This is a genomic window from Paracoccus sp. N5, from assembly GCF_000371965.1.
Lineage (GTDB): Bacteria > Pseudomonadota > Alphaproteobacteria > Rhodobacterales > Rhodobacteraceae > Paracoccus.
Genome location: NZ_AQUO01000001.1, coordinates 1,900,319 through 1,917,909, shown reverse-complemented (window position 1 = coordinate 1,917,909; position 17,591 = coordinate 1,900,319). Strand labels below are relative to the sequence as shown.

The window sequence follows — 17,591 nt, the reverse complement described above, 5'->3', positions numbered from 1 at the left end:
CTCCTACCCTTTTGGTGGGCTTAACCCCTCAGCGACGTGCCGGCGCCTTGCGCGGCTTGGCCGCGCCGGGCTTGCCGCGCTTGCCGCGCAGCTGCGATTTTTCGATCAAACCTTCGTATTGATGGGCGAGCAAGTGGCTTTGCACCTGGTTGATCGTATCCATCACGACACTGACCACGATCAGAACGGAAGTCCCACCAAAGTAGAAGGGGATCGCCAGCTGGTGCCGGATCACCTCGGGCAGCAGGCAGACCGCGGCCAGATAGGCCGAGCCGATGACCAGCACCCGGTTGACGACATAGGTCAGGTAATCCTCGGTCCGCTTGCCGGGGCGGATGCCCGGGATGAAGCCGCCCTGGTTCTTCAGGTTCTCGGCCACGTCATCGGGTTTGAAGCTGACGTTGAAGGTGTAGAAATAGGCGAAGAACACGATCATCGCGCAGAAGAACACCAGATACAGCGGCTGGCCGGGGCCGAAATAGGCCAGGATCGTCGACATCACCGGGCCGGTCTGGTTGCCCGAGAAGGTCGAGATGGTGATCGGCAGCAGCAAGAGCGAGCTGGCGAAGATCGCCGGGATCACACCGGCCGGGTTGACCTTGATCGGCAGGTGCGAGGACTGGCCGTCATAGATCTTCATCCCGACCTGGCGGCGCGGATACTGGATATGGATCTTGCGCAGGGCGCGTTCCATGAACACCACGAAGGCGATCACGGCCACCACCATCACGATCACCCCCAGGATCACCGGGGTCGAGACGGCGCCGGTGCGGCCCTGGGCCAGGAACTGCGCCAGATGGCCCGGGATCTCGGCCACGATGCCGACGAAGATGATCAGCGAGATGCCATTGCCGATGCCGCGGGCGGTGATCTGCTCGCCCAGCCACATCAGGAACATGGTGCCGCCGACCAGGGTGATGACCACCGAGGCGCGGAAGAACAGCCCCGGCTCATGCGCGAGGTTGCCGTGCTCCAGGCTGACCGCGAGGCCCCAGGCCTGGAACAGCGCCAGCGCCACGGTGCCGTAGCGGGTATACTGGTTGATCTTCTTGCGCCCGGTCTCGCCCTCTTTCTTCAGCTGCTCCAGCGCGGGCACCATCGAGGCCATCAGCTGCACGATGATCGAGGCCGAGATATAGGGCATGATCCCCAGCGCGAAGACGCCCATCCGCCCCAGCGCGCCGCCGGTGAACATCGAGAGGATGCCGCCGATGCCGGCCTGGGCCTGGTCCATGAAGTTGCGCAGGCTCGCGCCGTCGATGCCGGGCACCGGGATATAGGTGCCGAGGCGGTAGATGATGAGAAGACCAAGCGTGAACCAGATCCGCTGGCGCAGCTCGGTCGCCTTGCCGAGCGCGCCCCAGGACAGGTTCGCGGCCATCTGTTCTGCGGCTGACGCCATTGATGTGCCCCTTCATGGCAGCGCCGCCGGATCGTTTTCCGATCCCGCGGCGCTAAGGAAAACTTGGATAGCTATCTATTGGGCGCGGGCGGCCCCTTCAACAGCTTATTCGGCCGCGGCTTCTTCTTTCGCCGCGCGGGTGACGGTGATCTTGCCGCCGACCTTCTCGATCGCCTCGGCGGCGGCTTTCGACGCGCCGGCGACGGTCAGGGTCAGGGCGGATTTCAGCTCACCCTTGGCCAGCACGCGCACGCCGTCCAGCTTGCGGCGGATGACGCCGGCCGCGACCAGCGCGTCCTCGGTCACCTCGGCTTTCGCATCCAGCTTGCCGGCATCGACGAAGGCCTGCAGCTGGCCCAGGTTCACCACGGCGAAGTCCAGGCGATTCGGCTTGCTGAAGCCACGCTTCGGCAGGCGGCGATAGAGCGGCATCTGGCCGCCTTCATAGCCGTTCAGCGCCACGCCCGAACGCGAGGTCTGGCCCTTGATGCCGCGGCCGGCGGTCTTGCCCTTGCCCGAACCGGGGCCGCGCGCAACGCGTTTCTTCTTGCGGTTGGCGCCTTCGTTGTCGCGGATTTCATGCAGTTTCATATCGCTTCTCCTTGGCCGGAAGCGCCCCATGAAGCGTAAGGGGGCGGACACGGCGTTTCTTGCTTGTTGAGTCGTGGCCTCGATGGCCACCGGCGGCTTCTAGCGTTTACCCCCTCCGGGGTCAAGCGAAGCCGCTGGCTGGCCGGTCAAAGCGCATGCTCGGCGATGCAACGTGCGATCTTGCGCATGTCGACCCGACCCGAGAACTCGAACCGCACCTTTCCGACGCCTGAGAAGAATAGGTCGAGTTCGGCATCCAAGTCGAAAGTCCCAACCGTTTCGATCGAGAAGGCCTGGATCGCCCGATAGGGCATCGAGGTGAAGTCCTTCTTCTTTCCAGTGAGCCCCTGCACGTTGACCGCAATCACCCGGCGGCTGGTGAAGATCACGCCGTCGCGCATGGACTTGAAGCTGGCAAGCACGGTCTCGTCCGGCAGCAGGATATCCGCTGCGATAACGGCATAATCCGCGTTCTCGGACAACTTGAAAAAGGCTTTGTTGTTGAAGTCGATCATCTTACGTCTCCGTTTCGTTGCATTGTCCCTGCCGCAGCCGAAGCGGCTTCTAAAACTCCACCCACGTCCCCAGCTTCACCGCCCGCTCCCCTTCCCCGGTCAGCGGCTCGATCAGCCCCAGTTCCAGCTTGGCCGGCCCCCAGAGGTCGCGCACCACCGAGACCGCCAGCTTGCCGGAAAAGCCGGTGTCGTCGCGCTGCTCGAAGCGGAACTGGTTGATCAGCATCAGGTTTTCGCGCGCGTGCCAGCCCAGGGTCAGGTCCAGCTTATGCGTGGTCTCGGGGGTCAGATAGGTCGGATCCTCCCAGATCACATTGGGCTCCTCGGGGTAGTCGCGGGTGATCGCGGCGAGTTTCGAGCGGGTCTCGACCGCGAGCCAGCCGCCGCCGGGGATGCGGCGCAAGAGCGGGATGCTGTCGAAGCCCCTGCCCCAGGCCGTCACCACCTGGCCCATCGGGTGATGGCGGCCGTCGCGCTGGATCGCGCCAAGGCCCAGCGACACCGCCCAGCGGTTCGGCCCCTCGGCCCGGCCGAGCGCGCGCTGCCACCAGAGCAGCAGCGTGGTCTCGTCCCGGGTCCGGCCCAGTTCCAGCCCCAGCGTGTTGCGCGGGCTGAGCCCGTATTCGGCGTAAAGCCCGGTATGGCGGTTGTCGTCGCGGTCCTGCTCGGTCGAAAGCGCGGCGAAGAACCCGCCGGGATCGCGCGCCCAGGGGCCGGCCAGGGCGGCCGGGGCCAGCAGCCAGAGCGCCGCCAGACAGCAGATGATGCCGCGCATGTCTTGCCCTTTCGCCGGACTAGGAACGACGCCAGACTAGGCGCGGCGTGGTTAGCAAAAGGTTAACGCGGCAAAGAAAAACGCGCCCCGGATTGCTCCGGGGCGCGCTTCCAGGAAACAGGGGCTGAGATCAGCCGCGTTCCTCGATGATGACGGCCAGATGCGGGATCTTGGCGACCATGCCGCGCACGGCCGGGGTATCTTCCAGCTCGCGGGTGCGGTTCATCTTGTTCAGGCCCAGGCCCTTCAGCGTCTCGCGCTGGACGGCGGGGCGGCGGATCGGCGAGCCGATCTGCTTGACGACGATGGTTTTGGCCATTCTTGCCTCTCCTTACGCTTCGACAGCGGCGTCAGCCGGCTTGTCGTTCGAGGGCAGGATCTCGGCCACTTTCTTGCCACGACGCTGGGCGACGTTGCGGGGCGAGGCCTCTTTCTTGAGACCGTCGAGCGTGGCGCGGATCATATTGTAGGGGTTCTGCGAGCCCTGCGATTTCGCAACGACGTCCTGAACGCCCAGCATCTCGAACACGGCGCGCATCGGGCCGCCGGCGATGATGCCGGTCCCCGGAACGGCGGTGCGCATGATCACCTTGCCGGCGCCGTGACGGCCCTCGATGTCGTGGTGCAGGGTGCGGCCGTCGCGCAGCGGCACGCGAACCAGCGAGCGTTTCGCCTGTTCGGTGGCCTTGCGGATCGCCTCGGGCACCTCTTTGGCCTTGCCCTTGCCGAAGCCGACGCGGCCACGCTGGTCGCCGACGACCACCAGAGCGGCGAAGCCGAAGCGCTTGCCACCCTTGACGGTTTTCGACACACGGTTGATCGCGACCAGACGGTCGGCGAATTCCGGGGTTTCTTCGCGCTCTTCGCGGCGACCCCGACGGTTTTCACGTTCTGCCATGAGGCATTCCTTCACAGGTTGGCGACAAGCGCCGGTTCATGCAATCCAGGTGGGCGCCCACGCAGGAGCGCCCCCGGATCATCGGGGCGACGAGACCGCCGCCCACAGGATCAGAACTTCAGACCGCCTTCGCGGGCTGCGTCTGCCAAGGCCTTGATCTTGCCGTGGAACAGGAAACCGCCGCGGTCGAAGATGACTTCCTCGACACCGGCTTTCCTGGCCCGTTCGGCAATCGCGGCGCCGATTTTCGCGGCGGCCTCGACGTTGTTCTTGCCGACGACGCCCAGGTCCTTCTCGAGCGACGAGGCAGCGGCCAGGGTGACCCCCTTCGCGTCGTCGATCAGCTGGACGCTGATGTTCTTGGAAGAACGGTGGACGGAAAGCCGCGGACGCCCGTCCGAGATCTTCCGCAGTTTGTTCCGCACGCGCAGGCGGCGCTTCAGGAACAGCTCTCGTTTGTTCAGTGCCATTTCTCGCGCCCCTTACTTCTTCTTGCCTTCCTTGCGGAAGACGACCTCGCCCTTGTAGCGGATGCCCTTGCCCTTGTAGGGCTCGGGGCGGCGCCACTCGCGGATGTTCGCAGCGACCTGGCCGACCAGCTGCTGGTCGATGCCTTCCACCACGATCTCGGTCTGCTTCGGCGAGGTGATCGTCACACCGTCCGGCGTTTCGAAGTTCACGTCATGCGAATAGCCCAGAGCCAGTTTCAGGGTCTTGCCCTGCATGGTGGCGCGGTAGCCCACGCCCTGGATCTCGAGCTCTTTCTTGAAGCCTTCCGACACGCCGACGGTCAGGTTCTCGACCATCGAGCGGGTCATGCCCCACTGCTGGCGGGCGCGCTTCGAGGTGCCGCGCGGCGTCACCTTGACCGAACCCTCTTCCAGCGACAGGGTCACGTCATCGGTCGCGGTGAACGTGCGGGTGCCTTTCGGCCCCTTCACCTCGATCGTCTGGCCCTTGATCTCAGCGGTCACGCCTTTCGGGAGGGCGACCGGTTTCTTACCAATCCGAGACATCTCTGCCCTCCTTAGAACACGGTGCAGAGCACTTCGCCGCCGACGTTGGCGTTGCGCGCTGCTGCATCAGACATGACACCTTTCGGCGTCGAGACGATGGAAACGCCCAGGCCGTTGCGGACCTGCGGGATTTCCTTGGCGCCGGCATAGACGCGGCGACCGGGTTTCGACACGCGGGCCAGTTCGCGGATGACCGGAGTGCCTTCGTAATACTTCAGGCTGATTTCCAGTTCCTTGTGACCGGCTTCGGTCGTGGTTTCTTCATAGCCGCGGATGTAACCTTCGGCTTTCAGCACGTCCAGAACCCAAGCGCGCAGCTTGGAAGCCGGAGTGCGAACGGTCGATTTGCCGCGCATCTGAGCATTGCGGATGCGGGTCAGCATATCGCCGAGAGGATCGTTCATCGACATATTGCCCCCTTACCAGCTCGATTTGACCATGCCGGGGATCTGGCCGAACGAGCCGAGCTCGCGCAGCATGATCCGCGACAGTTTCAGTTTACGGTAATACGCATGCGGGCGGCCGGTCAGCTGGCAGCGGTTGTGCAGGCGCGTCGCCGAGGAGTTGCGCGGCAGTTCGGCCAGTTTCAGGCTGGCCTTGAAGCGCTCTTCCATCGGCAGGGACTGATCGTGGACGATCTCGTTCAGGGCGGCGCGCTTGGCGGCGTATTTCTGAACCAGACGCTCGCGCTTCTTCTCGCGCTCGACCATGGATTTCTTAGCCATATCTTCTTCCCTCCGCGATCAGCTGTTGAACGGCATGTTGAAATGCTTCAACAGCGACTTCGCTTCCGCGTCGGTCGGCGCGGTGGTGCAGATGATGATGTCCATCCCCAGAACTTCGTCGACCTTGTCGAAGTTGATCTCCGGGAAAACGATGTGCTCCTTGAGGCCCATGGCATAGTTGCCGCGGCCGTCGAAGGAGCTGCCCTTCACGCCGCGGAAGTCGCGGACGCGCGGCAGCGCGATGTTGATCAGGCGGTCCAGGAATTCATACATCCGGTCGCCGCGCAGGGTCACTTTCGCGCCCAGCGGCATTTCCTCGCGAACGCGGAAGCCGGCGATGGATTTCTTGGCATGGGTCACCACGGCCTTCTGGCCGGCGATGAGCGACAGCTCCTCGGCGCCCTGCTTGACCTTCTTGGTGTCCTTGACGGCCTCGCCGATGCCCATGTTCAGGACGATCTTGTCCAGGCGCGGGATCTGCATGTCGTTCTTGTAGCCGAACTCTTCCTTCAGGGCAGCGCGGATGCTGTCCTTGAAAAGCGACTTCAGACGCGGGGTATAGGTGGCTTGGTCCAGCATCAGATCACGTCTCCGGTGGTCTTGGCGAAACGGACCTTCTGGTCGCCTTCCACGCGGAAGCCGACGCGGGTCGCTTTGCCGTTCTTGTCCAGCAGCGCGAGGTTCGACAGGTCGATCGGCATGGCTTTCGCCACGCGGCCGCCCTGCGCGGTCTGCGTCTGACGCTGGTGACGGATGGCGATGTTGACGCCGTCGACCACGGCCTTGTTCTCTTTCGGGAACACCGCGGTGATCTCGCCCTGCTTGCCCTTGTCCTTGCCGGCCAGCACGACGACCTTGTCGCCCTTTTTCAGCTTGGCAGCCATCACAGCACCTCCGGCGCAAGCGAGATGATCTTCATGAAGTTCTTGGCGCGCAGCTCGCGCACGACCGGCCCGAAGATACGGGTGCCGACCGGTTCGCCCTGGTTGTTCAGGATGACGGCGGCGTTGCGGTCGAAACGGATCGAGGTGCCGTCCTCGCGCTTCACTTCTTTGGCGGTGCGCACGACGACGGCCTTGCGGACGTCACCTTTCTTCACGCGGCCGCGCGGGATGGCCTCCTTGACGGAGACGACGATGATGTCGCCCACCGACGCATAGCGACGGTGCGAACCACCCAGGACCTTGATGCACTGCACCCGGCGCGCGCCGGAGTTGTCAGCGACATCCAGATTGGTCTGCATCTGGATCATAGGGTTACTCCCGACCTTTGGGGACCGGCCTGACCGGCCCCAGGGTATCGATTAAACTGGTGTCAGGCTTGGGCTTCGGCAGCGTCAAGCAGGACGGTCCAGCGCTTGGTCTTCGAGATCGGCGCGCATTCGACGATGCGAACGGTGTCACCGACCTTGAACTGGTTTTCCGCGTCATGGGCGCGGTATTTCTTGGACGACCGCACGGTCTTGTGCAGCAGCGGGTGCTTGAAGCGGCGCTCGACCAGGACGGTGACGGTCTGTTCGTTCTTGTCGCTGACCACACGGCCTTGCAGGATGCGTTTGGGCATGGACCGGACTCCTCAGTTCGCCGCCGCGGCTTCCGCCGCTTTCTGGTTCAGAATGGTTTTCACACGGGCGAGGTCGCGACGGACGGCGCGCATGCGGGCGGTCGATTCGAGCTGGCCGGTGGCCTGCTGGAAGCGCAGGTTGAACGCTTCCTTCTTCAGCGACAGAAGCTGCTCGCGCAGCTGTTCCGGCGTCTTTTCTTTCAGTTCCTGCGCTTTCATGCGCCTGTTCCTTTCAACATCACCGGAGAGCCCCTGCATCCGCAGGGCCACCCTGATTCCGGTGGAGTTTCGTGATGAAGCCGTGCCTATAGGCGCGTTTCCCCGCAAAGACAAGGGAAAACTTGGGGTGTGAGGCGGCCGGGCGCCCCTTGCGGCGGCTCACGCGGCTGTTACCATCCGCAGGCATGTTGCACGAAAGGATATTGCGATGGAACCAGCCGGCCTGTTGATCGGCGGCATTCTGGCACTGGCGCTGGGGTTTGCCATTTTCGATGACGATGATGAGGACAGCCCCGCGCAGCCCACCCCCGAGCCTGAGCCCGAACCCGAGCCCGTGATGGACGACGAGGGCCGTGTCACCGGCACCGATGGCGATGACGAGATCGCCTATGACTACGGGGACGACCCCTACCCCAGCGGGATCGACGCCGGCGCGGGGGACGACAGCATCACCCTGACGGATGGCGTGGACACCAATGGCGAGGCCGGCGACGATGTCATCCTGATCGACACCGCCTATTCCTCGACGGTGGATGGCGGCCTCGGCGATGACCGGATCAGCATCGACCGGGCGATCAAGACGAATGTCCTTGGCGGCGACGGCAATGACACGATCAGCATCGGCGACCGCGCGGTCGAAGAGCCCAACGTGATCGACGCCGGCGCCGGCGATGATGTGGTGCAGATCGCCAAGAGCCCGTCGCTGAGCAGTGACTGGAACCACACCACCGACATTACCCTGGGCGAAGGCGCCGACAGCCTGCAGATCGACTTCACGACCGGCACCATGGACCCCGGCCAGGCCGGTGATGGCACCAGCGCCGAGGTCGCGGACTTCAACCCGGCCGAGGACGTCCTGACCATCACCATTCCCGAGGGCGAGGAGAATTTCCTTGGCTATGAGGTGATCGCGCGCAATGGCAATTCCGAGGTTTTGCTGACCTATCGCGGCATCGGTTCCGACTTGGAAGAGATGGAATATACCGCCGTGGTCCGGCTGCTGGGCGTGACCGAACTGCCGGCCTCGAGCCTGCAGGTCATCACGGGTCAGGCGGCCTGACGGAACGGAAAAGCCCCGCCATTCGCATGGCGGGGCTCTTTTTCTGCCTTGCGAGAACCGGGACTTACCAGTCTTCGCGGGCGACGATGCGGGTCAGCACCGGCAGCTTCTGCGCGCCCAGGCGCAGGGCTTCGCGGGCGATGACGTCGTTCACGCCGTCGATCTCGAACATGATCCGGCCGGGGTGGACGCGGGCCGCCCAGTAATCGACCGAGCCCTTGCCCTTACCCATCCGCACTTCGGTCGGCTTCGACGAAACCGGCACGTCCGGGAAGATCCGGATCCAGACCCGGCCCTGACGCTTCATGTGGCGGGTGATCGCGCGGCGGGCCGCCTCGATCTGGCGCGCGGTCACACGCTCGGGCTCGATGGCCTTCAGCGCGTAGGAGCCGAAGTTCAGGTTGAAGCCGCCCTTGGCCTCACCGTGGATGCGGCCCTTGAACTGTTTGCGGAACTTGGTCCGTTTCGGTTGCAGCATCTTCTTCTCTCCTTAGCGCGCGTCGCGGTCGCGATCACGGCGCGGACCACGCGGAGCCGGGCCGTCCTGCGCCTCGGTGGCGCGGCGGTCGCGGGCCTGCGGGTCGTGTTCCATGATCTCGCCCTTGAAGATCCAGACCTTCACGCCGATGATCCCGTAGGGGGTCGTGGCTTCCGACAGCGCATAGTCGATGTCGGCGCGCAGCGTGTGCAGCGGCACGCGGCCTTCGCGATACCATTCGGTGCGGGCGATTTCGGCGCCGCCGAGACGGCCCGCGACGTTCACCCGGATGCCCAGGGCACCCATGCGCATGGCGTTCTGCACGGCGCGCTTCATGGCACGGCGGAACGACACCCGGCGCTCGAGCTGCTGGGCGATCGACTCGGCCACCAACTGGGCGTCCAGCTCGGGCTTGCGGACCTCGACGATGTTGAGGTGCAGTTCCGAGGCGGTGAAATTCGCCAGCTTCTTGCGCAGGGTCTCGATATCGGCGCCTTTCTTGCCGATGATCACGCCCGGGCGCGCGGCATAGATCGTCACGCGGCATTTCTTGTGCGGACGCTCGATGATCACGCGGCTGACGCCGGCCTGCTTGGCTTCATCATGGATGAAGTCGCGGATCTTCAGGTCTTCCAGCAGCAGATTGCCGTAGTCCTTGTCGTCCGCATACCAGCGGCTGTCCCAGGTGCGGTTGACCTGAAGACGCATCCCGATGGGGTTGACTTTCTGACCCATTACGCGCGCTCCCCTGCTTCGACGGCCTCGACCTGACGAACCTTGATGGTGATTTCCGAGAACGGCTTCATGATCTTGCCGTAACGGCCACGGGCGCGCGGACGGCCGCGTTTCATGACCAGGTTCTTGCCGACCCAGGCCTCGGCGACGATCAGGTTGTCGACGTCCAGGTTGTGGTTGTTCTCGGCGTTGGCGATGGCCGATTGCAGGCACTTCTTCACGTCGCCGGCGATGCGCTTGTGCGAGAAGGTCAGGTCGGCCAGGGCCTTGTCCACCTTCTTGCCACGGATCAGCGCCGCGACGAGGTTCAGCTTCTGCGGCGAGGTGCGAAGCATCTTGGTCTTCGCAAACGCCTCGTTCTCCGCCACGCGGCGCGGATTCTGTTCCTTACCCATGGGGATTACTTCCTTTTCGCTTTCTTGTCGGCGGCGTGACCGTAATAGGTCCGGGTCGGCGAATATTCACCGAACTTCTGGCCGATCATCTCCTCGGTCACGGCGACCGGGATGTGCTTGTGACCGTTGTAGACGCCGAAGGTCAGGCCGACGAATTGCGGCAGGATGGTCGAACGACGCGACCAGATCTTGATGACGTCGGACTTGCCGGCTTCGCGGGCTTTCTCGGCCTTGCGAAGCACATAAGCGTCGACAAAGGGGCCCTTCCAGATAGAACGTGCCATGGATTAACGCCCCTTCTTCGCGTGACGCGACCGCAGGATATACTTGTCGGTCGATTTGTTCGAGCGGGTCTTGGTGCCCTTGGTGCCTTTGCCCCACGGGGTCACCGGGTGACGGCCACCCGAGGTCCGGCCTTCACCACCACCATGCGGGTGGTCGATCGGGTTCATGGCGACACCGCGCACGCTCGGGCGGATGCCCTTGTGACGGTTGCGGCCAGCCTTGCCGAGATTCTGGTTCGAGTGATCGGCGTTCGAAACCGCGCCGATGGTGGCCATGCATTCCTGGCGGACCAGGCGCAGCTCGCCCGAGGACAGGCGGATCTGGGCATAGCCGCCGTCGCGGCCGACGAACTGGGCATAGGTGCCAGCCGAGCGGGCGATCTGGCCGCCCTTGCCGGGCTTCAGCTCGACGTTGTGGACGATGGTGCCGATCGGCATGCCGCTGAAGGGCATGGCGTTGCCCGGCTTCACATCGACCTTGGCGCCGGCGATGACCTTGTCACCCACGGCCAGGCGCTGCGGGGCCAGGATATAGGCCTGCTCGCCGTCTTCGTATTTGATCAGCGCGATGAAGGCGGTGCGGTTGGGATCGTATTCGATCCGCTCGACCGTGGCCGAAACATCGAACTTGGTGCGTTTGAAATCGACGATGCGATAGAGACGCTTCGCGCCGCCGCCCTTGCGGCGCATCGTGATCCGTCCGGTGTTGTTCCGGCCGCCGTTCTTGGTCAAACCCTCAGTGAGGGATTTGACCGGGCGCCCTTTCCAAAGCTCCGAACGGTCGATCAGAACCAGCCCACGCTGGCCAGGCGTCGTCGGCTTATACGACTTGAGTGCCATGCTCTCTGTCTTCCGTTGCTTTGGACCGTAGCTGGTCCGTTTCAGTCAAAAATGGACGGCCCCGCTGCCGGGGCCGTCGATTCGCGGCTTCTTATCAAAGACCGGTCGAGACGTCGATGCTGTTGCCAGCTTCCAGCGTCACATAGGCCTTCTTCACGTCCGAGCGCACGCCGGGGCGGCCGCGGAAGCGCTTGACCTTGCCCTTGGTGATGGTCGTGTTCACGGCCTTCACCTTGACGTTGAACAGGGCCTCGACCGCCTGCTTGATCGCCGGCTTGTTCGAATCCTTGGCCACCTGGAAGACATAGGCGTTGGCGTCAGCCACCAGCGTCGCCTTCTCGGTGATCAGCGGCTTCACGATCACGTCGTAATGTTCGGGTTTCACGCTCATTTCAGGCGAGCCTCCAGAGCTTCGACACCGGCGCGCGTCAGCACGAGCGTGTCGCGACGCAGGATGTCATAGACGTTGGCACCGATCGAGGGCAGCACATCGACGCCTTCGAGGTTGCGGGCGGCGCGGGCGAAGTTCTCGTTCACTTCGGCACCGTCGATCACCAGCACGCGCTTCCAGCCGTTTTCCTTGACGGCCTTGGCGACGGCCGAGGTCTTGGCCTCAGTGATGTTCAGGCTGTCCACGATGACCAGCTCACCCGCCGCGACTTTCGCCGACAGCGCGTGCTTCAGGCCAAGCGCGCGGACCTTCTTCGGCAGATCGAAAGCGTGCGAGCGCGGGGTCGGGCCCTTGTAGACGCCACCGTGACGGAAGATCGGCGCCTTGCGGGAACCGTGGCGGGCGCCGCCGGTGCCTTTCTGGCGATAGATCTTCTTGGTCGAATAGCTGACATCCGACTTGCCCAGCACCGAATGGGTGCCGGCTTGGGCTTTCGCACGCTGCCAGCGCACCACGCGGTGCAGCAGGTCGGCGCGGGGCTCCAGGCCAAAGATGTCGTCGCTCAGATCGATGTCGCCGGCCTTGCCGGAATCGAGCGAGATCACATCGAGTTTCATTTGCTCTCTCCTTCGGGCGCGGCATCGTCAGCGGACTTCTCCGCCTCGATCGAGGCCTGGGCTTCGGCCAGAGCAGCCTCTTGCGCGGCGGCTTCGGCTTCAGCGGCGGCCTTGCGGGCGGCTTCTTCCTCGGCGGCAGCGGCGGCGGCGGCTTCTTCGGCCAGACGCGCAGCTTCCTTGGCCTTCGAGCGGGTCGCGGCGGGGAAGATCGTGGTTTCGGCCAGCGGCTTCTTCACGGCGTCCTTGATGGTGACCCAGCCACCTTTCGAGCCCGGAACCGAGCCCTTGACCATGATCAGGCCACGGTCGGCATCGGTGCGCACGACTTGCAGGTTCTGCGTGGTGACGCGAACGGCACCCAAGTGACCCGCCATCTTCTTGCCCTTGAACACCTTGCCGGGGTCCTGGCACTGGCCGGTCGAACCGTGCGAGCGGTGGCTGATCGACACGCCGTGCGAGGCGCGCAGACCGCCGAAATTGTGGCGCTTCATCGCACCGGCAAAGCCTTTACCGATCGAGGTGCCGGCGATGTCGACATATTGCCCGGCGAAGTAGTGGTCGGCGATGATCTCCTCGCCCACTTCCACCAGGTTTTCCTCGGCAACGCGGAATTCCGCGATCTTGCGTTTGGGCGCGACATTCGCCTTGGCGAAGTGACCGCGCAGCGCGGCGGTGGTGCGCTTGGCTTTCGCCTCGCCCGCGCCGAGCTGCAGCGCCACATAGCCGTCTTTCTCGGCGGTGCGCTGAGCGATGACCTGCACGTTATCGACGTGCAGAACGGTGACGGGAACCTGACGCCCGTCTTCCAGGAACAGCCGGGTCATGCCCAGCTTCTTGGCGATAACACCAGTCCGAAGCATGATGACCCCCTTAGACCTTGATCTCGACATCCACGCCGGCGGCGAGGTCGAGCTTCATCAGGGCGTCAACGGTCTGCGGGGTCGGGTCGACGATGTCGAGCAGACGCTTGTGGGTGCGGATTTCCCACTGGTCGCGCGATTTCTTGTCGATATGCGGGCCGCGCAGAACGGTGAATTTCTCGATCTTGTTCGGCAGCGGGATCGGACCACGGACCTGGGCGCCGGTGCGCTTGGCGGTGTTCACGATTTCCTGCGTGCTGGCATCCAGGACGCGATAGTCGAACGCCTTCAGCCGGATGCGGATATTCTGGCTTTGCATAGACTTCCCTCTTGCGGGGAGTTCCAGTCGAGAGGCTGACAGCGCACCATGCCCCGCCAGCGTCGGACCGTATAAAACAACAGCAGGCCGCCTTGGTGGCGGCCCTGCCTGACGGCCGCCGATTCTCGAGAAACCGGCAGCGATGCGGTCCTATGCAGGAAAACGCGGGGGGCGTCAAGCGGGCGGTTGGCCGGCCATGGCATTTCCCGGCGCCCTCCGTCCGCCGGAAACCGGCCCATTCGTCGACTGTGCCAAGTTGCCCTGCCTCAGGCTTCCGAAGGTCTCGTTACCGTTGGCCGCGGTGTCCTCTCCCCTTTCAGAGGCGCTTGCTCCCTCTTCGCCCCCCCCCTTCTTCTTTCTTGCTGAAATATCCCGGGGTCCGGGGCAGCGCCCCGGCAGCGGCGGCGCCAAAAGCAAAAGGCCCGCCCCGTCTCCAGGGCAGGCCCGTCTCGCCGCGATATCCCGCCGATCGCTCGGACCGGGATCACCGGGCGATGTCTCGACCGGGCGGGACCGGGGCCCCGCCCCGCAGCATCACTTGATGATCTTCGACACCACGCCGGCGCCGACCGTGCGGCCGCCTTCGCGGATGGCGAAGCGCAGCTTCTCTTCCATCGCGATCGGCGCGATCAGCTCGACCTCGAACTTCAGGTTGTCGCCCGGCATCACCATCTCGGTGCCCTCCGGCAGCTTCACCGTCCCGGTCACGTCCGTGGTCCGGAAGTAGAACTGCGGCCGGTAGTTCGCGAAGAACGGCGTGTGGCGGCCGCCCTCTTCCTTGGTCAGGATATAGGCCTCGGCCTCGAAGGTCGTGTGCGGCTTCACCGAGCCGGGCTTGCACAGCACCTGGCCGCGCTCGACGCCGTCACGGTCGACACCGCGCAGAAGCGCGCCGATGTTGTCGCCGGCTTCCCCGCGGTCCAGCAGCTTGCGGAACATCTCGACGCCGGTGCAGGTGGTCTTCTTGGTGTCGCGGATGCCGACGATCTCCAGTTCGTCGCCCACGTTCACCGCACCGCGCTCGACGCGGCCGGTCACCACGGTGCCGCGGCCCGAGATCGAGAACACGTCCTCGATCGGCATCAGGAACGGCTGGTCCACGGCGCGCTCGGGCGTCGGGATGTAGCTGTCCACCGCCGCGATCAGCTCGCGGATCGAGTTCTCGCCGATCTCCGGGTCACGGCCTTCCAGCGCCGCCAGCGCCGAGCCCTTGATGATCGGAATGTCGTCGCCGGGGTAGTCGTAGGACGACAGCAGCTCGCGCACTTCCATCTCGACCAGTTCCAGCAGTTCCGGGTCGTCGACCTGGTCGACCTTGTTCAGGTACACGACCATGTAGGGGATGCCGACCTGGCGGCCCAGCAGGATGTGCTCGCGCGTCTGCGGCATCGGGCCGTCGGCGGCGTTCACCACCAGGATGGCGCCGTCCATCTGCGCCGCGCCGGTGATCATGTTCTTCACGTAGTCGGCGTGGCCGGGGCAGTCCACATGCGCATAGTGGCGCGCGTCCGATTCGTATTCCACATGCGCGGTCGAGATCGTGATGCCGCGGGCACGCTCTTCCGGCGCACCGTCGATCTGGTCGTAGGCCTTGAATTCGCCGAAGTATTTCGTGATCGCAGCCGTCAGCGTCGTCTTGCCGTGGTCAACGTGGCCGATCGTCCCGATGTTGACGTGCGGTTTCGTCCGTTCAAACTTTGCCTTTGCCATGAGCAGGGCTCCCTAGTCTTTGTGTTTCACGAGGAAAGGCGGGGCGCGAAGCCCCGCCATCCCGATCAGGCGTATTTCTTCTGGATCTCGTCCGAGATGTTCTGCGGCACGGCCTCGTAATGGTCGAACAGCATGGTGAACACCGCGCGGCCCGAGGACATCGAGCGCAGGTTGTTGATGTAGCCGAACATATTGGCCAGCGGCACGAAGGCGTCGATGACGTTCGCGTTGCCGCGCGAGTCCTGGCCGCGGACCATGCCGCGACGGCTGGTCAGGTCGCCGATGATCGAACCGGTATATTCCTCCGGCGTCACGACTTCGACCTTCATGATCGGTTCCAGGAGCTTGGCGCCGGCTTTCTTCAGACCTTCACGCATGGCGGCACGCGCGGCGATCTCGAAGGCCAGGACCGAGGAGTCGACGTCGTGGAAGGCACCGTCGATCAGCGCCACCTTGAAGTCGATCACCGGGAAGCCGGCCAGCGGGCCCGAGTCCATGACGGACTTGATGCCTTTCTCGACGCCGGGGATGTATTCCTTCGGCACCGCACCACCGACGATCTTCGATTCGAACGAGTAGCCCTCGCCCGGCTCGGTCGGGGTGATGACCAGCTTGACGCGCGCGAACTGGCCGGTCCCGCCGGTCTGCTTCTTGTGCGTGTAGTCGATCTCGGCTTCGCGCGAGATGGTCTCGCGATAGGCCACCTGCGGCGCACCGATGTTCGCCTCGACCTTGAACTCGCGCTTCATGCGGTCCACCAGGATGTCGAGGTGAAGTTCGCCCATGCCCTTCATGATGGTCTGGCCCGACTCGATGTCGGTCTCGACGCGGAAGGACGGGTCTTCGGCGGCCAGGCGCGCCAGGGCCAGGCCCATCTTCTCCTGGTCGGCCTTCGACTTCGGCTCGACGGCGATCTCGATCACCGGCTCGGGGAAGGTCATGGTTTCCAGAACCACCGGCTTCGCCGGGTCGCACAGCGTGTCGCCCGTGGTGGTCTCCTTCAGACCGGCCAGCGCGATGATGTCGCCGGCAAAGGCTTCGTCAATTTCCTCGCGGTTGATGGCGTGCATCACCATCATCCGGCCGACGCGCTCGCGCTTGCCCTTGGTCGCGTTCAGCATCTGGTCGCCCTTCTTCAGCGCGCCCGAATAGATGCGCGTGAAGGTCAGCGAGCCGACGAAGGGGTCGTTCATGATCTTGAACGCCAGCGCCGAGAAGGGCTGCTCGTCCGAGGCGGAACGCTCGATGTTGCGGGTCTCGGTCTCGTCGCCCGGGGCGAAGCCCAGGTAGGCGGGAACGTCGGTCGGCGCCGGCAGGAAGTCGACCACGGCGTTCAGCAGCGGCTGCACGCCCTTGTTCTTGAAGGCCGAGCCGGCCATCATCGGGAAGAACGACAGCGACAGCGTGCCCTTGCGGATCAGGCTGCGCAGGGTCGCCTCGTCCGGCTCGTTGCCGTCCAGATAGGCTTCCATGGCCGCGTCATCCATCTCGACGGCGAGCTCGATCATCTTGCCGCGCCATTCCTCGGCCAGATCCTGAAGCTCGGCCCGGATCGGCTGACGGACCCAGCTCGCGCCGAGATCCTCACCCTTCCAGACCCATTCTTCCATCTTGATCAGGTCGATGATGCCTTCCAGCGTGTCCTCGGCGCCGATCGGCAGGGCGATCGGGCAGGGAGTGCCGCCGGTGCGGTCCTTGACCATGCGCACGCAGTTGAAATAGTCCGCGCCGATCTTGTCCATCTTGTTGACGAAGACGATGCGCGGAACCTTGTAGCGGTCAGCCTGACGCCACACGGTTTCGGTCTGCGGCTCGACGCCGGCGTTGCCGTCCAGCAGGCAGATCGCGCCGTCCAGAACCGCCAGCGAACGCTCGACCTCGATGGTGAAGTCGACGTGGCCGGGGGTGTCGATGATGTTGAAGCGGTTGCGCTGCGACTGGTCCTCGGTGAAGTCGGTGTCTTCGTGGCGCTGCCAGAAGGTCGTCGTCGCCGCCGAGGTGATGGTGATGCCGCGCTCGGCTTCCTGCTCCATCCAGTCCATCGTCGAGGCGCCGTCATGGGTCTCGCCGATCTTGTGGTTCTTGCCGGTGTAGAACAGGATGCGTTCGGTCATCGTGGTCTTGCCCGCATCGATGTGGGCCATGATCCCGAAGTTCCGATACCGCTCCAGCGGGTATTCGCGTGCCATGATAGCCTT

27 protein-coding genes are annotated in these 17,591 nt (G+C 64.3%); 1 reads left to right on the top strand and 26 read right to left on the bottom strand.

Annotated elements, in window-relative coordinates; all coding sequences use genetic code 11:
* Positions 1-28: 28 nt before the first annotated feature.
* The 15 genes from secY to rpmC form a co-directional block, all read right to left on the bottom strand.
* Positions 29-1,402, bottom strand: a complete 1,374-nt coding sequence (gene secY / locus PARN5_RS0109695; RefSeq protein ID WP_026155312.1) for a preprotein translocase subunit SecY — start codon at positions 1,400-1,402, stop codon at positions 29-31.
* 105 nt (positions 1,403-1,507) lie between these two features.
* Positions 1,508-1,993: a 50S ribosomal protein L15 gene (rplO, locus tag PARN5_RS0109690; RefSeq protein ID WP_017999575.1), complete on the bottom strand. Its 486-nt coding sequence runs from the start codon at positions 1,991-1,993 to the stop codon at positions 1,508-1,510.
* Positions 1,994-2,139: 146 nt separating this feature from the next.
* Positions 2,140-2,508 (bottom strand): PH domain-containing protein, encoded by a 369-nt coding sequence (locus PARN5_RS0109685; RefSeq protein WP_017999574.1) that lies wholly within the window; start codon positions 2,506-2,508, stop codon positions 2,140-2,142.
* Between the two features lie 49 nt (positions 2,509-2,557).
* Positions 2,558-3,283, bottom strand: a complete 726-nt coding sequence (locus PARN5_RS0109680; protein ID WP_017999573.1) for a hypothetical protein — start codon at positions 3,281-3,283, stop codon at positions 2,558-2,560.
* Positions 3,284-3,413: 130 nt separating this feature from the next.
* On the bottom strand, positions 3,414-3,602 hold the full coding sequence (gene rpmD / locus PARN5_RS0109675; protein WP_017999572.1) for a 50S ribosomal protein L30: 189 nt from the start codon (positions 3,600-3,602) through the stop codon (positions 3,414-3,416).
* A gap of 12 nt (positions 3,603-3,614) precedes the next feature.
* Positions 3,615-4,181, bottom strand: a complete 567-nt coding sequence (gene rpsE, locus PARN5_RS0109670) for a 30S ribosomal protein S5 (protein WP_017999571.1) — start codon at positions 4,179-4,181, stop codon at positions 3,615-3,617.
* A gap of 110 nt (positions 4,182-4,291) precedes the next feature.
* Complete coding sequence (rplR, locus tag PARN5_RS0109665) at positions 4,292-4,651, bottom strand: 50S ribosomal protein L18 (protein ID WP_017999570.1); 360 nt, start codon at positions 4,649-4,651, stop codon at positions 4,292-4,294.
* A gap of 12 nt (positions 4,652-4,663) precedes the next feature.
* Positions 4,664-5,197 carry a 50S ribosomal protein L6 gene (gene rplF, locus PARN5_RS0109660; RefSeq protein ID WP_017999569.1) on the bottom strand — a complete coding sequence of 178 codons (534 nt, stop codon included), beginning with the start codon at positions 5,195-5,197 and terminating at the stop codon, positions 4,664-4,666.
* 11 nt (positions 5,198-5,208) lie between these two features.
* Positions 5,209-5,607 (bottom strand): 30S ribosomal protein S8, encoded by a 399-nt coding sequence (gene rpsH, locus PARN5_RS0109655; RefSeq protein ID WP_017999568.1) that lies wholly within the window; start codon positions 5,605-5,607, stop codon positions 5,209-5,211.
* A gap of 9 nt (positions 5,608-5,616) precedes the next feature.
* Positions 5,617-5,922, bottom strand: coding sequence for a 30S ribosomal protein S14 (rpsN, locus tag PARN5_RS0109650; protein WP_019351974.1), 306 nt, complete (start codon positions 5,920-5,922; stop codon positions 5,617-5,619).
* A gap of 18 nt (positions 5,923-5,940) precedes the next feature.
* Positions 5,941-6,501 carry a 50S ribosomal protein L5 gene (gene rplE / locus PARN5_RS0109645; protein WP_017999566.1) on the bottom strand — a complete coding sequence of 187 codons (561 nt, stop codon included), beginning with the start codon at positions 6,499-6,501 and terminating at the stop codon, positions 5,941-5,943.
* Positions 6,501-6,806, bottom strand: coding sequence for a 50S ribosomal protein L24 (gene rplX / locus PARN5_RS0109640; protein ID WP_017999565.1), 306 nt, complete (start codon positions 6,804-6,806; stop codon positions 6,501-6,503). The genes rplE and rplX overlap by 1 nt, the downstream gene beginning before the upstream one ends.
* Positions 6,806-7,174, bottom strand: a complete 369-nt coding sequence (gene rplN, locus PARN5_RS0109635; RefSeq protein ID WP_010400243.1) for a 50S ribosomal protein L14 — start codon at positions 7,172-7,174, stop codon at positions 6,806-6,808. Before rplN ends, rplX begins: the two co-directional genes overlap by 1 nt.
* 62 nt (positions 7,175-7,236) lie before the next feature.
* Positions 7,237-7,485, bottom strand: coding sequence for a 30S ribosomal protein S17 (gene rpsQ, locus PARN5_RS0109630; protein ID WP_017999564.1), 249 nt, complete (start codon positions 7,483-7,485; stop codon positions 7,237-7,239).
* A 12-nt stretch (positions 7,486-7,497) separates the two neighbouring features.
* Positions 7,498-7,704 (bottom strand): 50S ribosomal protein L29, encoded by a 207-nt coding sequence (gene rpmC, locus PARN5_RS0109625; protein WP_017999563.1) that lies wholly within the window; start codon positions 7,702-7,704, stop codon positions 7,498-7,500.
* Between the two features lie 208 nt (positions 7,705-7,912).
* On the opposite strand from rpmC, the gene PARN5_RS0109620 reads away from it, so the two are divergent.
* Entirely contained in the window at positions 7,913-8,764 is an 852-nt protein-coding gene (locus tag PARN5_RS0109620; protein WP_017999562.1) for a hypothetical protein, read from the top strand.
* A 64-nt stretch (positions 8,765-8,828) separates the two neighbouring features.
* Here the strand turns inward: PARN5_RS0109620 and rplP are convergent, their stop codons facing one another.
* The 11 genes from rplP to fusA all read right to left on the bottom strand — a co-directional run bounded on the left by rplP (position 8,829) and on the right by fusA (position 17,582).
* Positions 8,829-9,242: a 50S ribosomal protein L16 gene (rplP, locus tag PARN5_RS0109615; RefSeq protein WP_017999561.1), complete on the bottom strand. Its 414-nt coding sequence runs from the start codon at positions 9,240-9,242 to the stop codon at positions 8,829-8,831.
* A 12-nt stretch (positions 9,243-9,254) separates the two neighbouring features.
* Positions 9,255-9,977, bottom strand: coding sequence for a 30S ribosomal protein S3 (gene rpsC, locus PARN5_RS0109610; protein WP_017999560.1), 723 nt, complete (start codon positions 9,975-9,977; stop codon positions 9,255-9,257).
* Positions 9,977-10,372, bottom strand: a complete 396-nt coding sequence (gene rplV / locus PARN5_RS0109605; RefSeq protein WP_017999559.1) for a 50S ribosomal protein L22 — start codon at positions 10,370-10,372, stop codon at positions 9,977-9,979. The genes rpsC and rplV overlap by 1 nt, the downstream gene beginning before the upstream one ends.
* A 5-nt stretch (positions 10,373-10,377) precedes the next feature.
* Entirely contained in the window at positions 10,378-10,656 is a 279-nt protein-coding gene (gene rpsS / locus PARN5_RS0109600; RefSeq protein WP_017999558.1) for a 30S ribosomal protein S19, read from the bottom strand.
* 3 nt (positions 10,657-10,659) lie between these two features.
* Complete coding sequence (rplB, locus tag PARN5_RS0109595; protein ID WP_026155311.1) at positions 10,660-11,496, bottom strand: 50S ribosomal protein L2; 837 nt, start codon at positions 11,494-11,496, stop codon at positions 10,660-10,662.
* Positions 11,497-11,590: 94 nt separating this feature from the next.
* Positions 11,591-11,887 (bottom strand): 50S ribosomal protein L23, encoded by a 297-nt coding sequence (locus PARN5_RS0109590; protein ID WP_017999556.1) that lies wholly within the window; start codon positions 11,885-11,887, stop codon positions 11,591-11,593.
* Positions 11,884-12,504, bottom strand: coding sequence for a 50S ribosomal protein L4 (gene rplD / locus PARN5_RS0109585; RefSeq protein ID WP_017999555.1), 621 nt, complete (start codon positions 12,502-12,504; stop codon positions 11,884-11,886). Before rplD ends, PARN5_RS0109590 begins: the two co-directional genes overlap by 4 nt.
* Positions 12,501-13,364: a 50S ribosomal protein L3 gene (gene rplC / locus PARN5_RS0109580; protein ID WP_017999554.1), complete on the bottom strand. Its 864-nt coding sequence runs from the start codon at positions 13,362-13,364 to the stop codon at positions 12,501-12,503. The genes rplD and rplC overlap by 4 nt, the downstream gene beginning before the upstream one ends.
* A gap of 10 nt (positions 13,365-13,374) precedes the next feature.
* Positions 13,375-13,683 carry a 30S ribosomal protein S10 gene (gene rpsJ / locus PARN5_RS0109575; protein WP_010400227.1) on the bottom strand — a complete coding sequence of 103 codons (309 nt, stop codon included), beginning with the start codon at positions 13,681-13,683 and terminating at the stop codon, positions 13,375-13,377.
* A gap of 534 nt (positions 13,684-14,217) precedes the next feature.
* Positions 14,218-15,393, bottom strand: coding sequence for an elongation factor Tu (gene tuf / locus PARN5_RS0109570; protein ID WP_017999553.1), 1,176 nt, complete (start codon positions 15,391-15,393; stop codon positions 14,218-14,220).
* Between the two features lie 65 nt (positions 15,394-15,458).
* Complete coding sequence (gene fusA / locus PARN5_RS0109565) at positions 15,459-17,582, bottom strand: elongation factor G (RefSeq protein WP_017999552.1); 2,124 nt, start codon at positions 17,580-17,582, stop codon at positions 15,459-15,461.
* Between the last annotated feature and the right edge of the window lie 9 nt (positions 17,583-17,591).